The following is a 17149-nucleotide window of genomic DNA, read 5'->3' as shown; positions in this document are numbered from 1 at the left end:
AAAACGGCCGCCCTTAAGGGGCGGCCGTCACGTTTGCGCACAACACCCCGGTGACGATTTCGTCGCCGCACCGCATACTCGCGTCCAGTTGGCCTATGCTGCAGACAGCATGACGCTGGTCCATTTCCGAGGGATGTTCAATGTTCTACGTGCAACGCGATGCGCAAGGTCAGTTAGTGCGCGTGGAAGCCGCGGCCTACGCCGAGGCCACGGAGACACTGCCGGCCGACCACCATGAAATCCAGGCCTGGTATGCCAATGAAGTAGTGGAAACCAGCCTCAAACAGCTTAAGCAGAGCGACCTGGAAATGATCCGGGTTCTCGACGACTTGATCCAGGTGTTGACCAGCAAGGGGGTGATCCGCGTCACCGACCTGCCGGCCGCCGCCCAGGCCAAACTCATGGACCGGACCCAGGCCCGTGAGGCGTTGGGTGGGTTGAGTCAATTGATCGATGATGATGAGACGGGGTTGATCTAGCTCCTGACGCTGATCGTTCCCACGCTCTGCGTGGGAATGCCTCAAGGGACGCTCCGCGTTCCAGCCTCGCCGCCGACGTTGCGTCCGGCACCGATCAGTGGGTTACTGCCAAGGCTTCGGCTCACCAAACAACTGCCCCTGAACCCCATACAACCCCATCTCACGAATCACCATCAACTCCCCTTCCGTCTCGACCCGCTCGGCAATCAACGGCAAATCGATGCTGTGCGCCGCCCGCTGAATCGCCTCGATGAACAGGCGCTTGTCGCTCTCCTGATCAATCGCCCGGATGTAACTGCCGTCGATCTTCAGATACGCCAACCCAAGCCGCGCCAGGTTGCCGATCATGCTGAAGCGCCCGCCAAAGCGTTGCAGGCTCAGGGAGAACCCGAGTTCGCGCAGACGTCGCGTCAGCTCTTCCAGCATGGCTTGCTCCGGCAACTGCTCCTCACCGATTTCCAGGGTCAATCGCTCCCCGAGATCCGAATGCTGACGCAGGGTCTCGAAGACTTTATTCAATGCCTGCGGATCAGCCAGCGTCGCTGAAGACAGGTTCAGCGCCAGCGACTCTTTATGTTCGGCCATCTGCTCAAGTACCAGCTCCAACATCAGCCGATCAAGCCGCGCGGTCCAGCCAAAGCGCTCGAGCCACGGCAGGAAGCGCCCGGCGGGAATGGTCTGGCCCTCGTCGTCGATCAAACGCGACAGCACCTTGTAGTGCAGCACCAACTGCGTGTCCTGGGCGGCCACCACCGGCTGGAAATACAGCTCGAAACGCTGCTGGTTCAACGCCTTTTCCAATAAGTTGTGCCAGGCATGATGGTCGTCGCCGACGCTGGCCGACGCACTGTGATCCAGGCAAACCCAGCTCGAATCGCCCCGGCCTTCCGCCTGAGCCAACGCCTGATCGCCCAGCCCGAGCACCGCTTGCGGGGAGTCGCCAAAAACAAACGGTGCCAGCCCGATCGAGGCCACCGAGGCCACGTCGGTGGCGCCCGTCGCGTGCAGGCTCGCCAAGGCACTGTCGAGGTTCTGCGCCAGTTGCAGCGCTTCTTCACGCACCAGCCCCGGCGCCAGCACGGCGAACTCACCGCCGCGAATCCGCGTCACGAGGTTCAGGGTTTCCGGGTATTTGGCGCACTCTCGGGACAACTGCTCGCCCACCGCTTTCAACAACTGGTCAGTGCGTTGACCGCCCAACCGCTGGTTCAACCCGGCCAGGTCCCTGACCCGTAATAGCAGCAAATAACCGGAACTCGCCTGCTCCGGATTGCTCACTCGGGCGTTCAATTGCATCTCGAAATAACGACGGTTTGCCAGCCCCGTCAGGTTGTCCTGATAGGACTCGGCCCGCAGCTTTTCACTGCGCTCGGCCTGTTCCTGGAACAGCGCTTTAAGCTTCTCGACCATCTGGTTCATGGCCTGCACGACTCGCCGCAGTTCCGGCGTGCGCGGCAGTTGCGGCAGGCTGAGGAATTCGCGGCGAGCGATGGCGTGGGATTGCTTGACCATGTAATCCAGCGGCTTCAGTTGCCGGCGCAACAACAGCGCGCCCAGCACCGCGCTCACCGCACCGCAGATCAGCAACCAGCCAAGACTGCCCAGCGCGCTCTGCCAGAGTTTGGCCAACGCGAACATCGGATGGCTGACCACCTCGACCCGCGCCGCCTGCTCCCAGCCACGGCTGACGAGGGCATCACCACCGGCCGCTTCCAGCCCGATCATTTTGACGAACCAGTCCGGCACGTTGTTCACCGCTGGAATGCCGTTGCGCTCGACGATGGTCTGATCGGTCTTGAGGTCGACCACGCGGATGCTCGCGTAATAACCGCTGTCGAAGATCGAACTGACCAGCAACTCGACCATCGCCGGATCGTCGATGTTCGGTGTAAGGGACAGTGCCAATGCCGTCGCGGCGTCCTGAGCGTGGGAGCGCAACTGGTTGACGTATTGGGTGCGCGAGCTTTCCAGGCTGACCACGAAGCTACCGGTGAAGGCGATCACCAGGAACAGACAGATAGCGATCAACAGCTGTTTGAACAAGGACATCTGAGCGCGTGCTCCTAGTTAGTCGTCTCGACCGGGAAACCTTCGGCCTGCATTTTCTTCAACACATCCTGCCAACGAGACAGGCGTTTGGTGTCACCGACTTTCTTGTTGCCCTTGGCGCCCGGCAACCACAACCCTTCGGCATTAAAAGAGTAGACCGGCAGCAAATCGGTTCGTTGGCTGGCCGGCTTGATCGCATCGATCAGGCTGTCGAGTACCAGCGGCATGGCCTCGGGGCTTGAGTAGTAGGTCAACACCATGTGCGCCCGATTCAGGCGCAAGGCCTTGACGTAAGTGATGCGCAGCTTGTCACTGGCAACGCCGAGATGGCGCAGGCTGAAATACTTGGCGATCGCGTAATCCTCGCAATCGCCGGCGCCCTTCCAAAGGGCCTCGATGGGTGTTTCCCAATAATCGACTTCGTGCCACAGGTCGATGTCTTCCTCGTAACGCATCTGTTTGTTGAAGAACTGGTTGACCACTTTAAGCTGTTCGAGCTCGCCGACCTGCTTTTGCGTGACCAATAAGTGCTGCCAGGCATCAATGCGTGGCTGCCCTTCGCCCAATGGCCCGTACAATGCCTGCGCGCGACGGCTGATCAGCGAAAAATCCCAATCGGCATGCAGCCCGCCCAGCATAACGCCGGCCAGCAGCAACGCGCAGCACAGCCAGCGCAAAGTCCGAGGGATCGCGAAACGTACCGCCAATGCGAGGCATCCAGGTCAGGCAGGTGGAAATCGGTCGATGGTGCAGGTTAGCCCGGTAAAAGACAATGGCACGGTGAGATCACTGCTGGCGCGCTAAACTTTGTATGGCAGGTGCCATAAAAGACATCGCGGCCACGTCAGGGCGACCTTTTGTCCGTTTGACAACCTGTCAGGCAGTCACTAGTGTCCCCTTGGATCCAAATTTACTTCAGTCAAACAGGGTGCGTAGTTGTGACACAGAAGCCCAATCCTCTGAACAGCATCAAGGTCAACGGGCCGATTCCCGCTCACCTGGCGCGCTCGGTCATCGAAGAAACCCTGCGTTCGGCCATTCTCGACGGTCGCATTCCCTGCGGCACCGCCCTGCGTCAGCAAGATTTGGCCGATCTTTTCGGTGTCAGCCGCATGCCGGTGCGCGAAGCCTTGCGCCAGCTCGAAGCCCAGGCGCTGCTCAACGTGATCGCTCATAAAGGCGCGGTCGTCGCGCCACTGGTTCAGGGCGATGCCGTGGAAACCTATGCGCTGCGGATCCTGCTGGAATCCGAAGCCCTGCGCCTGTCGATCCCGTTGCTCGAGAAGGAGGATCTCGAGCAGGCCGCCCGTCATATCGACGACATGGAAACGGAAAACAACTACACCGAAATCGGCAGGCTCAATCGGCTCTTCCACATGGCGCTGTACTGCAAGGCGCCGAACCAACGGCTGTTGAGGCTGGTGGAAGACGGATTGAACGAAGAGGAGCGCTTCCTGCGCTTCAACCTGGAAGCCATGGGCCTGGGTAAACTGTCCCAGGAAGATCACCGGGCGCTGTTGCTGGCCGTCGAAGACCGGGACGTCGAGCGCGCGGTGAAGTTGCTCGCACAACACCTCAACCGGGGCGTCGAGGTCATCACGCGCTACCTCAACAGCCCTGACGCGCTGAACAAGAAAACCTCCAAGTAAACCGCGCCGGCAAGCCTGAGCGAGCAGATCGAACTGCACGCTCTCGCTTGCCGCGCTGCGCTACGCCCCTCTCCAAAGCCCTGCCCTCGATTTACCCCTCTCAAGACCCACAATGACTCCGAGTCGATGACGCGCCGGTGATAGCGGCTGTCGTGATTTACGCTCACTCTTGGGCTGCCAACAAATAATGAACGGGCGACGCACTGCACAAGCGGAGCAGTCCCCGCACCAAGAACCTACGGAAGGAGTCTTGCCACGGGAAAGGAAGAACCGGCGTTGATCCCAGTCAACTTCCGCCCCCCTATTTCATTCCAACGACTCAGTTAGAAAGTTGCTTCGAGTGAGGCATTCACTCTTCATTTTAATTCTGACTTATATAAGCCGGAAGGAGTAACTACATCCAAATAAAACTCAAATGAAAAGTTTTATTGGAACTTGTCGCGCACGAGAAAGTTAAACTTTCAATTAATATAAAAATAACTTGCTCGACACTTTATTCATGTATTAGTTTTTCTCCGCCGCCTTGAATACTGGCGCCAGGCCGTCACTTAACGACGCATTTCAACTTACCCATATCAATTCGTTTGAGGCCTCCGTTCGCCAACAGAAAGTCTTAACTAACGATCACTTACTTATCAAACACCTCAACGGTATTTTCAGCTCACTTATAGGCTCGCCCATGAAATCGACTAAAGACCGTCTCACCCAGAAGAAAGCAGAACTTAGCGCTCATCCGATCTTTTCTGAAATCAACTCACTGTCGGTATTGCAACGTTTCATGGAGTCCCATGTGTTTGCGGTATGGGATTTCATGTCACTGACCAAACGCCTGCAACAGGAACTGACCTGCGTCCAGCTGCCCTGGCTGCCACCGCGAGATCCGCAGGCGGCGCGTTTGATCAACGAGATCGTGCTGGGTGAAGAGTCCGATGATCGTCCGGCTCATGGTCACTACAGCCATTTCGAGTTGTACCTGGATGCGATGCGCGAGGTCGGTGCCAGCACGGTCGCGGTCGAGCGCTTCGTGACGCTGCAAAAGGAGGGGGTGAGCTATGACGTGGCGCTGCAAAGCGTGGACGTCGACCCGGCCGCCGCACAGTTTGTGCGCCATACCTTGCACACCGCGCTGCATGCGCCTGGCCATAGCGTCGCGGCGGTGTTCCTGCATGGCCGGGAAAGTGTCATCCCGCAGATGTTCCAGCGGATCCTCGATGACTGGGGCATTGGTCTGGATCAAGCGCCGACCTTTCGCTACTACCTTGAGCGCCACATCGAAGTCGATTCCGAAGACCACGGCCCGGCAGCGGAAAGGCTCCTCGCCCGGCTGGTCGATGGCGATCCACAACGCGAAGAAGACGTCTACGCCAGCGCCATCGCCGCCGTGGAAAGCCGCATCGCCCTGTGGGACGGCCTGCGCCTGAGCATGAGCGAACCGGTTGCCGAGGTGAACGCATGAACGCCGCCGACTACCAATCCTTCGCCGACGCCTGGGAAAGCCGCGCGACCATCCGTACCCGCCCCCGGCGTGTGCTGGAGAACGACGACAAGCTGATCTACCCGTTGAGCCGCCAACCGTTGGTGCTGAGCGAAACCTTCCTGCGCGAATGCCCGGAGCAGCGCGACTTTGCGCTGGTGCAGACGCTCTACAAATTCATCAACGACGTGGTGATTTTCGAAACCGAAATCGTCGACAAGACCGCCCGCAGCATCGCCAAGAATCGCTTCGCCGTGGCCTTCCCGTTCGCCTGCCGTTACGACGCCATGACCGTGGTGGTGGACGAGGATTACCACGCGCTGGTGGCAATGGATTTCATGCAACAAACCGTCGCCATGACCGGCATCACACCCATCGACCTGCCGGATGAAATCGAACTCAGCCGAGCCATTCCAGCGGCCGTGGCGCTTGCGCCGGAACACTTGCGCAGCGCCGTGGAATTGATCTGCGTGGCCATCGCCGAGAACACCGTGACCGGCGATGTCGCCGCGTTCGCCAAGGACGACACGGTCAAGCAGTCGATCAAGGGCCTGATGGCCGACCACTTGCTCGATGAAGGTCGCCACTCCGGGTTCTGGGCGCGGCTGGTGCGCATCTACTGGCACACCGCGGGCGAAGACGACCGCCGCTGCATCGCGCACATCCTGCCGGTGTTCATCGGCCATTACCTGACCAACGACATCCAGAAGTCATTCGACTTTCGGCTGATCGAATCCTTGCAGATCAGCGATGGCGCACGCCACGCACTGAAGAGCGAAGTGTCGGGGCTGGCCTTCCCGATCAATCGCCATCACCCGCTGGTGGCCAACATCGTGCGGTTTTTCCGCAGCAGTTCGCTGCTCGATTCGCCGTGCGTGCAAGACGCCCTCAGCGATTACCTGGTTTAACGAGGAGCCCATCATGAGACGTCTCGACATTCTGCTCATTGGACACAGCCAGGCCCTGACCGACCTGGCGCTGGAACTTGAACAACACGGTCATTCTCTGGTGCGCCTGACAGCCGTCGACGAGCAGCCGTTGGGTAACGTTGATTTGCTGATCGACGACGCCAGCCTGCCTGTTCAAGACGTCGGCGATGTGCCGCGACTGACGCTGCAACTGGGTATCGGTGTGCCTGGGGTTTCTGGCCTGCCGCCGCTGGATGTGCTGTGCACCTACGGTTCGACGCTGTTCACTCGCGTGCCGATCACCGACGAACCTTCGGGCAATGGCCAGGCATTGCGCCTGCGGGCGGTGGCAGAACTGGTCGATCACGTGGCGCTGCTGGTCAGCCGCTTCTCTCGCGATGCCGACTATTTTCTGCTGGCTGAGCCTGTTGCTCCCGCTCACTTCGAGCACGTGGAAAACCTGCTCTATTTGGAGAATCTGGCGTTTTTCCATCGACTCAACCTCACGGCGGCACCCGCGCTGCTGGCGCTCAGCCAAATCCCGATGATCGAGCGCCTTGAGCAACGCTTCATCCAGTGTGCCGAACGACCCGCGCTGAACATTGCCGGCACGTCCCTGAGCTATTGGCATTTGCACGCTCACAGCCGCGCCATCCAGCAGCGTCTGCAGCCGTTGCTCGCGCAGCATCACGGGCCGTTGGTGATCGGGATCTGCCTGCCAAAATGCAGCGCGTTGTATGCGGGGATTCTCGCGATTCTTGGCAGTGGCGCGGTGTACCTGCCGCTGGAGCCGAGCCATCCCCTGCAACGTCAGCAGTACATTCTGGAAAACGCCGGGGCAGTCTTGCTGCTGCATGACGGTGAGCATCCGCTTGCGGCGCAAATGCAGGGGCTCGACATCAGCCGCATCGACATCGATGACGTGGATCTCGATCAACCCTTGATGCTCCAGCGACCCGATCCAGGCGCGCCGTGCATGGCGCTCTACACCTCGGGCACCACCGGCCATCCCAAAGGCGTGTTGCTCAGCCAGGCCAACCTCGCGCACTTCACCGCGTGGTACGCCGAGTACGTGCAACTGAGCGAGCGGAGTCGGGTGCTGCAGTTTTCGTCGTTGAGTTTCGACTCGTCGCTGATCGATATCTTCCCGACACTGCTCCAGGGCGCCGAACTGATTGTGCCCGGCGACGATCAGCGCCGCGATCCGTTGCAATTGGTCGAGCTGATCCGCCATAAGCATCTGAGCCACGCCTTTTTGCCGCCGGCGTTGTTGAGCATCCTGCCGCTGGATCAATTGCAATGCCTGGATCATGTGATGACCGGCGGCGATGTCTGCGAACCCTACGTCATCGAACAGCTCACCCGTCAGGGCAACCTCTACAACCTCTATGGCCCTACCGAAGCGACGGTGTTGATTACCGCGCGGCAACTGCGCACCGGCGACAGCAATCGCACCCTCGGCGCGCCTATCGCTAACAGTCAGGTGCTGATTCTCGATGAGGATTTTCAACCGGTGGCCGAGCAGACTGTCGGTGAGTTGTACATCGTCGGGCCGGGTGTATGCCTGGGGTATCTGAACAACCCGCAGCAGACCGCCGAACGCTATCTGAACCTGAGCCTGCCGAATGGCCAGAGCCTGCGCGCCTACCGCACCGGCGACATGGCGAAGTGGACCCGCGACGGCATCGAGCTGTGCGGACGGAGGGACAATCAGGTGAAGATTCGCGGCTTTCGGGTCGAGCCGGAAGAGATCGAACGCTGCCTGCGTGACAGTCAGTTGTACCGTCAGGTGGCGGTGGTCATCGACAGCCAGCGACGGATTCTGGCGTTCCTCGCGCAGCCTCAGGAGGATCAACCCGGCACCGCTCGCGAAGCACTGAAAGCCCACGCGACACAGTTTCTGCCGGATTACATGCAGCCCACAGCGTGGACCGAACTGCCGAGCATGCCGTTCGCCAGCAACGGCAAGGTCGACCGCAAGGCGCTGCTGGCAATGCCCGTGAATGTCTCCGAAAACACGCTGCGGCGCTTGCCCGCCAGTGCCGATGAGGCGCTGTTGTTGGAGATCTGGGCCGAGCTGCTGGAGCTGCCGGCCAGCGATATTTCCACCGATGAAAGCTTCTTCAATCTGGGCGGCCACTCGATCCTGCTGTCACGCATGCTGTTGCGTCTGCGTGAGGAATTCGGTCGTAGCATCTCGATCAACCGCTTCATCGAATTGCCGACCATCGCCAAGTTGGCGACCTTGGTGCGCGGCTCCGGTACCGAAGAAGTGTTGAGTGAAAAAGCCTTGGCCGATGCCTTCCGCGAACTGGATATCCAACCGTTGCCAATCAACCGCATGGGCGATGTGCACAAGGTGATCGTTACCGGCGCCAACAGCTTTGTCGGCGTGCACATCGTCGAAGCGTTGCTCGCCTGGGGTGCCAGCGAAGTCGCCTGCCTGGTGCGCGATGGCGGTGGGCAATCGGCGGCCGAGCGGTTTGCCCATGCGCTGCGAGAAAACCGTCTGGAGCATCTGGACCTGAGTCGGGTGCGGGTTTATGCAGCGGACATCACGCGTCCGTCATTGGGGCTCGAAGCGGATGTTTACGAGCGGCTGGATCGGCAGTTCGGCGCGTTGGTGCATAACGCCGCCAACGTCAATCACGTACTCGATTACGAGTCGCTGGCTCGGGACAACGTCGAGCCGATTTTCGAGTGCCTTCGGTTGTGCGAAGGGCGCAGCAAAAAGATCTTCAATTTCGTCTCGACGCTCTCGGCCTCCAGCACGATTGCCGCCGATGGCCGGGTGCTGGAATTGCCCGCCGCGCAAACCCCGCCGATCTACATCAAGAACGGCTACAACCTGTCCAAATGGGTCGGTGAGCGGATCCTCGAACGCGCTCGCGAACGCGGCGTACGGGTCAATCTTTATCGCCCCGGCAACATCAGTTTCAACAGCCTCACCGGTGTCTGCCAGCCGCACAAGAACCGCTTGATGCTGATGCTCAAAGGCTCGATCCAGCTAGGTCAGGTGCCGGAGTTCGCGCTGAATTTCGACCTGATGCCTGTGGATTTTCTCGCACGGTTCATCGCCTTCCATGCCAGCCGTTATTCATCCGAAAAAGCCGTGTTCAACCTGCACAACCCCGAGCCTCTGAGCTGGGACGCCTACGTCGCGTCATTCCGTGAGGCGGGTCGGGAGTTTTCCATGGTCAGCGTCGCCGACTGGCAGCAGCAATTGGATCGGGTCGACAGCGACAACGCGTTGTTCGGCGTGCTCGGTTTCTACCTCAACGGCTTCGAGGAAGACATCGGCGACATCTCAATGATCGGCCACGCCAACGCCCAGGCGGGCGTGCGGCAGATGGGCGCGCATTACCCGGAAAAATCCCCGGCGCTGCTGCGTCGTGGCTGCGACTACCTCAAAGAAATCAACTTCATCTGACTCACTCAACCGGAGCAAAACCATGAAAACCCTACAACCCGATACCCTGATCAAAAACCCTCAAGGCTGCCACGTGGTGTCCTCGGTGGAAGTGCCGGCCGATGCCAAGAAGGTCTGGGCGGTGGTCGGCAACTTTGCCGGCTTCGATCAATTCATTCCGGCGTTGTCGCACATCGAGATGACCGGTGAAGGCGTGTCGTCCCTGCGCAAGAAATTCTTCAAGGACGGCAACCTGGTGGTCGAGCAACTCAACTCCCGGGATGACCAGGCGCTGAACATGACCTGGACCACGATTTACAACACCTTGGGCGTGGCCAATTTGTGGGCGGCGATGAGTGTCGAACCGTTGGGCGCGGGCAAATCCCGAGCGACCTGGACCATCATCGCCGAACCCGCACAGGGCGGCGCCGAGGCGTTGCCGGGGTTCACGGATTTCGTGCAGGGCTTTGCCGATGACTCGATGAACAATGTGTTGAAGCTGTTTGCGTAAGGCATGAAAAAGCCCACTGTGGATCACTCCACAGCGGGCTTCTTTTACATCGTTTGATCAGATTTTGAAGCTGTCGACCAACTGCTTCAACCGGTTCGCCTGCAGGGACAACGCATCGCAATCCTTCAACGTTTCATTGAGGTTGGCCACGCTCTGCTGGTTCAGCAGGTTGATCTGGTTAACGTCGACGTTGAGGGTTTCCACGACCGCCGTCTGCTCTTCGGTAGCCGCGGCCACCGACTGGTTCATGCCGTCGATTTCGCCGATGCGCTGGGTCACGCTGACCAGTCGCAGACCGGCCTGGTTCGCCACTTCGACGCTCTGTTCGCTGGAGACCTGACTGGTGTTCATCGTGGCTACCGCTTCGCGAGAACCGATCTGCAGCGAGGTGATCATCTTGTGGATCTCCTCCGCCGATTCCTGAGTACGGTGAGCGAGGTTACGCACTTCGTCCGCCACCACCGCAAAACCACGACCGGCTTCACCGGCACGGGCCGCTTCGATGGCCGCGTTGAGCGCGAGCAAGTTGGTCTGCTGGGAGATGCCTTTGATCACATCCAGAATGTGCCCGATGTTGTCGGTGCTGGCGTTCAGGGTTTCGATCTGCGTGCAGGACAGGCTGATTTTCTGCGACAACTCGGTCATCGCCAGAATGGTTTTTTCCACCACCTGACGACCATCATCAGCCTGCTCGCTCGCGCCGCTGGCGTGCTGGGAAGCATCAGCGGCGTTGCGGGCGATTTCCTGGGTGGCGGCGCCCAACTGGTTGATCGCCGCGGCCACACTGTTGGTGCGGGCGCTTTGCTCGTCGGAACCGACGATCGAAGCGTTGGACGAAGCCATCACCCGTTGCGAAAGGTCGTGAACCTGGCGGGTTGCCGACGACACTTCGGAAATCGACGCGTGAATTCGCTCCACGAACTGATTGAAAGAGCCGCCCAGTTCGCCGAATTCATCTTTGCTTTCCACGGCCAGACGTCGAGTCAGATCGCCCTCACCTTGAGCGATGTCCTGCATCGCACGGCCCATGGTGGTCAGCGGACGCATCAGCACATTGATCAGCAGGCTCAGCAGCACTGCAATGGCCGTCACTGCGATGAACATCGCGATCAGCGCAGAAGTGCGGAACTGGCTGAGTGGTGCGTAGGCCTTGTCCTTGTCGATCGACAGACCGATGTACCACTCGGCATTCGGCAAACCACTGACCGGCGTGAACGAAAGGATACGGTCCTGCTTGTTCAGGGTGACTTCCTGATTGCCCTTCTCGATGCGCACGCCGGCGTTCGGGTAGATGTCCTTCAGGTTTTTCATCACCTGGTCCTTGTCCGGGCTGACGATCACCTGACCGTCGGCGCTGACCAGGAATGCGTGACCGATGCCACCGAAGTCCACCGAGTTGATGATCTTCACCAGGGTTTCCAGGCTCAGGTCACCACCGACGACGCCGAGCAACTCGCCGTTCTTTTTCACCGGCAGGGCGATGGTCACCACCAAGCCACCGACGGCGGCCATGTAAGGCGGGGTCAGCATGGTCTTGTCGGCAGCCACGGCCTGTTTGTACCAGGGACGCTGACGCGGATCGTAACCGTCAGGCATCTTCGCGTCCGGGCGCTGAGTGAATACACCGTTGGCCTGGCCCACGTAGGTGAACTGGAAGTTCGAGGTCAGGGCCGGTTGATTGACCAGCCCCGGGAGGTCGGCATTGGCGCCTTGATGGGCGACGTTTTGCGCGAGGTTTTCCAGCACCAGCACGCGGCCGCTCATCCAGTTCTGCACGCTGCTGGCGGTCAGATCGCCGGCCTGCTGGACGCTCGACTCAAGGTTTTGACGGATGGTGTTTCGCTGCAGATAGTCGTTGTACAAAGTGAACAACGCAAAAGCCAGCACCACGACGCCGGAGGCGGCCAGAAGGATTTTATGGCTGAATTTGAGATTCATTTCATGGGACTTCTTATGCAAAAAGTGGGGATGCGTTCCGGGTAGCAACATTCCATGTACAGCGCAGGCAGGGCTCTGGGGCCGCTCTACTTTGGTGCACGCATGTCTCCTCAGGCTGTCGGCACAAATCGGAGAAAACTTAGGCGTTTGTACGAAATGGTCGACATTCCTGTCAGATACCCGCCGAACGGCGTGCCAGCGGGCCTGCTCAGTCTTTTTGCTATGACGGTTATTCGTGCGGCAGTTGCAAATTCCCCAACCCTTGATGACAATGCGACTAATTATCATTTGTGACGTTCGGGCTGTCGCGTTCATGTCCTCACCTGAGTTTGCAGTACAGGCGCTTTACTGTAGCCATCACGGTTGGCTCAATACGTGGCTGCGCGCGCGCTTGGGTAATGCAGCCGATGCGGCGGATCTGGCCCAGGACACTTTTGTGCGTCTGCTGCACAGAACCGAACGCCTGGAACTCAAGGCTCCCCGCGCCTTTCTTCGAACGATCGCCCGTGGGTTGGTGATCGACCATTGGCGCCGTGAAGAAATCGAACGCGCCTACCTGGAAACCATCGCCCATTTGCCCGAGTCCGAAACCCCGAGCGTCGAATCGCGGGCATTAGTGCTTGAGTTGCTGGAAAGCATCGCGCGCATGCTCGAAGGCCTGAAGCCAAAAGTACGTCAGGCGTTTCTGCTGGCGCAGTGCGAAGGGCTTACCCACAAACACATCGCCGAGCAGATGGGTTTGTCTCTGCGTTCAGTTGAGCGCTATGTCGCCGACGCGCTGTATCACTGCTACGTGCTGCGGTATGAAACGTGATGCCTGTGGATAACTTGTCGCTGAATCGGCGCGGTGAACCGCATCAGCAGGTGGTTAAGCAAGCCATCCATTGGCTGCTGCGCCTGCGAAACAACTCGGCTAATTCCAGGCTACGTCAGCAATGCGAGGTCTGGCGGGCCGAACACCATGAACACGAATTGGCCTGGCAACGGGTGCAGTCGCTGCAAGCCGAGTTGAGCAGCAACCTGCGGGCAGTGCCCGGTGCTCAAGTGGCCTTCAATACGTTGGAAAACAGCGCCCAGGGACTGGGACGACGCCAGGCCTTGAAGCTGCTGTCGGGTGCGTTGCTGATGGGGTCGGCGGCGTGGCTAGGCAAGGATGCAGTGGGCTGGCAACAGTGGACTGCCGATTTCGCCACCGCCACGGGCGAACGGCGCGGTTTCCAATTGCCCGACGGCACACGACTGGAGCTCAACACCGCCAGTGCAGTTGATCTGGATTACAACGCGCAGCAACGGCTGATCAAACTGACTCGTGGCGAGATCATCGTGACGTGCGGCGGGATCGACGAAGGATCTCCGTTTGATCGAACGCTGCGGGTGCAAAGTCGCCAGGGTGTGTATGAAGGCGTGGGGGCACGTTTCATCCTGCGGCAGGACGGCGACTGCACGCGTCTCAGTGTTACCGGCGGCATGGTCCTCATACATTCACCACTTGCCGCCGATGGCACACCGACCCAGGTGCAGGCCGGGCAGAGTTATCTGATCAATCAACACCAGGCGAGGTTGGCGCCACCGCTGAACATGGATGCCGGCGCTTGGGTCGACGGACTGATCGTGACTCGCAATATGCGGCTGGGGGATTTCCTTGATGAAGTCGGACGCTATCGCCACGGGTATCTGACGTGCTCAGCAGACATTGCCGACTTGCGGCTGTCCGGGGTTTTCCGACTGGAGAACACCGACAGGTTGCTGGCCATCCTGCTGCAAACCCTGCCGGTGCAACTGCGCTATCGCACTCGCTGGTGGGTGACGTTGGAGCGACAGGCCTGAATTATTTTTGGCGGGTTTTCCGGGCAAGTCCGGCTTAGTCAGTAAGCACTTCAATCCTGACCTCAGCGACTTCCTACGGAAACCTACAATGACTGTGCGCGCCACCAGTAAGAATCCTCTTCATTTCGCCGCCGATTCAGGCGTCCTGCGCTACGCCATACGCGTTGCGTTGTTCTCTACCGCGCTGAGTGTCGGCGTGTTGCCGACACTGGGCGTAGCGGCAGAGGGCAGCGAGGTCAGCAGCCACCGTTACAACATTACCGCGGGCCCATTGAGCGATGTGCTCAACCAGTTTGCGCGTCAGGCGGGGATTACCTTGTCGACGACGCCTTCGCAAACCGGGGGCCTTCAGTCACCCGGCGTGCAGGGCGAGTTTTCGGCGGATCAGGCACTGCGTCGTTTGCTCAGCGGTTCGGGTTTGGAGGCCGTGAGTCAGGATGGCAGTAGCTACGTGTTGCGCCCGGTCGCCGAAACCGAAGCGCTGGCATTACCCACTACCGACATCAAAGGCTTTGCCCTCGGCAATGCGCTGGGCAGCATGGACGGCTACAACGCGACGCATAGCCAGATCGCCACCAAGACCAGTACCGCATTACTGGAAACCTCGCAAAGTGTCTCCGTGGTAACCCGTGAGCAAATGGACGATCAAGGTTCGCAAACCGTGTCCCAAGCCATGCGTTACACCCCCGGCGTGTTGACCAACCCTTATGGCGCAACCCACCGCTATGACTACGTGGCGCTACGCGGCTTCAACGATGGTTCGGTGGATAACATCTATCTGGATGGCTTGAAGTCCATGGGGGACAGCGGCACCTACAGCACCATGCAAGTGGACCCGTATTTCCTCGAGCGCGTCGATATTCTCAAAGGGCCGTCATCGGTACTCTATGGTCGCAGCTCACCCGGTGGCCTGGTGGCGCTGACCAGCAAGATGCCACTGTATGAGGCTTATCACCAAGTCCAAGCCACGGCGGGCACCCAGGGTCAGCGCGGCATGGGTTTCGACTTCAGCGGCCCTGTGGATGATGACAAACGCATCGCCTATCGCCTGACAGGGCTGGCGGATCAGTCCGACACACAGTTCGATCACAACAAAGAAAAACGCTTCGCCCTCGCGCCTACGGTGAGCATCGATTTCACCGAAGACACCTCGCTGACCCTGCAAGCCTATCTGCAGCATGATCCGGACGGCGGTTATCACGGCGGCGTGCCGGCCGACGGCACAATTCATCAGCGCAATGGGAATCGGATTCCCCCGCACTTCTTCGAAGGTGAACCGAGCATTGATGGCTTCCAGCGCGATCAGCAGTCCTTCGGGTATCAGTTTGAGCACCGCTTCAACGAAGTCTTCACTGCACGACAGAACTTTCGTTACCTCGACTCCAAAGTGAAGCTGGATCAGGTCTATGCCTATGGCTGGACCACACCGACCAGTAATCAGTTGAATCGTTATTACACCGGTGGCGACGAGAGTCTTCATGCATTCATTGTCGATAACATGCTGCAAGCGGAGTTCTTCACCGGTGCAACCAAACACACCGTGCTGATGGGCGCGGACTACCAGCGTCGCAAAACCGTGGTCGACTGGACCAGCGGTGGTCTTGCACCGATTGATGCGTTCAACCCGGTGTATGGTAATTCGGACATCGATTTCTACAGTCCGACCAGCTACCTGCGTCGCCTGGAACAAACCGGTGTGTACCTGCAAGACCTGATCGAGATGGACAAGTGGCGCTTCTCTCTCGGGTTGCGCCAAGACTGGGTCGAAACGTCCGATGAGAATCGGCTGGCTGAAACCGGCCGGCCGGTGGGCACTGAAATCAGTGACAAGCGCACCAAGCTGACTGGTCGCGCCGGGGCGCTGTACCTGTTCGATAACGGCATTGCGCCTTACATCAGCTACTCCGAGTCGTTCAACCCGAACTCTTACTCGGACAGTGCCGGAAATCCCCTGGCACCGACCGATGGCACTCAGTGGGAGGTGGGCCTGAAGTACCAACCGCCGGGCACCGATAACTTGTTCACCGCGTCGCTGTTCCGCATCGATCAGGAAAACCTGGCGACCAAACTGCCGCAGGAAAACTTCTATCGCGCCGTAGGTGCTGTCCGCTCCCAGGGTCTGGAACTGGAAGCGCACATGCAGCTGACTGACAACTTTAAAGTGCTCGGCAGCTACACCTTCACCGACATCGAGTACTCGAAGTCGATGATCAGCACCTTGAGCACGGCTACCGACGTAATCGAGAACAAAGGCAACTCGCCGACCCAGGCGCCACGGCACATGGCCTCGATCTGGGCTGACTACACGTTCGACAGCGCGGCACTCGATGGTCTGCGATTGGGTGGTGGTGTGCGATATGTCGGCTATAGCTGGGCTGACGCGGAAAACACCATGAAGGTGCCGTCCTACACGCTGTTTGATGCGTCTGTTGGTTACGACTTAGGCAAAGTAGGGTTGAAGGGCGTGGATGTTCGCCTGAATGCGAACAACCTGACGAATGAGTCCTATGTGGCCTCCTGTGCCAGCCTGAATTTCTGCTATCTGGGCGAAGAACGCAATGTCGCCGCGACTGTGAGCTACCAGTTCTAATCCCTCGTCATTCCAACAAAGCCAGCGCCTGAATCCGGGGGCTGGCTTTGTCGTTTCTGCGGGAACATTCCACTGGTTTGGCGATGGCGTTTCTGAGCGTTTAGCGAGCCCAGAACGACAAAACCCCTGTCTGCGTTAGCAGACAGGGGTTTTGGAATTCAATCTTGACGATGACCTACTCTCACATGGGGAAACCCCACACTACCATCGGCGATGCATCGTTTCACTGCTGAGTTCGGGATGGGATCAGGTGGTTCCAATGCTCTATGGTCGTCAAGAAATTCTGTGACCAGCCCGTTACAGCGTAACGTGCCA

The 17149-nt window shown here is 59.2% G+C and carries 12 protein-coding genes and 1 rRNA gene; 9 read left to right on the top strand and 4 right to left on the bottom strand.

Features of this window, described 5'->3' with window-relative positions:
• Positions 1-140 precede the first annotated feature (140 nt).
• A complete protein-coding gene (locus tag ACMXYI_RS07620; protein WP_415772560.1) occupies positions 141-479 on the top strand; it encodes a tryptophan synthase subunit beta in 339 nt (112 codons plus the stop codon).
• Between the two features lie 102 nt (positions 480-581).
• Here the strand turns inward: ACMXYI_RS07620 and lapD are convergent, their stop codons facing one another.
• Together lapD and lapG are read right to left on the bottom strand one after the other, a co-directional pair.
• Positions 582-2528: a cyclic di-GMP receptor LapD gene (gene lapD, locus ACMXYI_RS07615; RefSeq protein ID WP_415772558.1), complete on the bottom strand. Its 1947-nt coding sequence runs from the start codon at positions 2526-2528 to the stop codon at positions 582-584.
• Between the two features lie 14 nt (positions 2529-2542).
• A complete protein-coding gene (gene lapG, locus ACMXYI_RS07610; protein ID WP_033056174.1) occupies positions 2543-3235 on the bottom strand; it encodes a cysteine protease LapG in 693 nt (230 codons plus the stop codon).
• Between the two features lie 231 nt (positions 3236-3466).
• Between lapG and ACMXYI_RS07605 the strand changes: the two genes are divergently transcribed.
• From ACMXYI_RS07605 to ACMXYI_RS07585, 5 genes are all read left to right on the top strand, one after another.
• Positions 3467-4177: a GntR family transcriptional regulator gene (locus tag ACMXYI_RS07605; RefSeq protein WP_415772556.1), complete on the top strand. Its 711-nt coding sequence runs from the start codon at positions 3467-3469 to the stop codon at positions 4175-4177.
• Positions 4178-4856: 679 nt separating this feature from the next.
• On the top strand, positions 4857-5633 hold the full coding sequence (locus tag ACMXYI_RS07600; RefSeq protein ID WP_415772554.1) for a DUF3050 domain-containing protein: 777 nt from the start codon (positions 4857-4859) through the stop codon (positions 5631-5633).
• Entirely contained in the window at positions 5630-6559 is a 930-nt protein-coding gene (locus ACMXYI_RS07595) for a diiron oxygenase (protein ID WP_415772552.1), read from the top strand. Before ACMXYI_RS07600 ends, ACMXYI_RS07595 begins: the two co-directional genes overlap by 4 nt.
• A 13-nt stretch (positions 6560-6572) precedes the next feature.
• Positions 6573-9989 (top strand): amino acid adenylation domain-containing protein, encoded by a 3417-nt coding sequence (locus ACMXYI_RS07590; RefSeq protein WP_415772550.1) that lies wholly within the window; start codon positions 6573-6575, stop codon positions 9987-9989.
• Positions 9990-10011: 22 nt separating this feature from the next.
• Positions 10012-10479 carry an SRPBCC family protein gene (locus ACMXYI_RS07585; protein ID WP_415772549.1) on the top strand — a complete coding sequence of 156 codons (468 nt, stop codon included), beginning with the start codon at positions 10012-10014 and terminating at the stop codon, positions 10477-10479.
• A gap of 57 nt (positions 10480-10536) precedes the next feature.
• Here ACMXYI_RS07585 and ACMXYI_RS07580 read toward each other — a convergent pair whose 3' ends face one another.
• The gene (locus ACMXYI_RS07580; protein WP_415772548.1) at positions 10537-12417 is read right to left on the bottom strand and encodes a methyl-accepting chemotaxis protein; all 1881 of its coding nucleotides are present in this window, start codon (positions 12415-12417) and stop codon (positions 10537-10539) included.
• Positions 12418-12730: 313 nt separating this feature from the next.
• Between ACMXYI_RS07580 and ACMXYI_RS07575 the strand changes: the two genes are divergently transcribed.
• From ACMXYI_RS07575 to ACMXYI_RS07565, 3 genes are all read left to right on the top strand, one after another.
• The gene (locus ACMXYI_RS07575; RefSeq protein WP_415772547.1) at positions 12731-13231 is read left to right on the top strand and encodes a sigma-70 family RNA polymerase sigma factor; all 501 of its coding nucleotides are present in this window, start codon (positions 12731-12733) and stop codon (positions 13229-13231) included.
• Positions 13231-14244, top strand: coding sequence for a FecR domain-containing protein (locus tag ACMXYI_RS07570; protein ID WP_415772545.1), 1014 nt, complete (start codon positions 13231-13233; stop codon positions 14242-14244). Before ACMXYI_RS07575 ends, ACMXYI_RS07570 begins: the two co-directional genes overlap by 1 nt.
• Positions 14245-14332: 88 nt before the next feature.
• Positions 14333-16834 (top strand): TonB-dependent siderophore receptor, encoded by a 2502-nt coding sequence (locus tag ACMXYI_RS07565; protein WP_415772543.1) that lies wholly within the window; start codon positions 14333-14335, stop codon positions 16832-16834.
• Positions 16835-16996: 162 nt separating this feature from the next.
• Here ACMXYI_RS07565 and rrf read toward each other — a convergent pair.
• Positions 16997-17112 (bottom strand): 5S ribosomal RNA (gene rrf / locus ACMXYI_RS07560).
• Positions 17113-17149: the final 37 nt, after the last annotated feature.

This window comes from Pseudomonas lyxosi, assembly GCF_047758685.1.
Classification (GTDB): Bacteria; Pseudomonadota; Gammaproteobacteria; order Pseudomonadales; family Pseudomonadaceae; genus Aquipseudomonas; species Aquipseudomonas lyxosi.
Note: the sequence above shows the minus strand (reverse complement) of the source record. Positions and strands in the feature narration are given on the sequence as shown.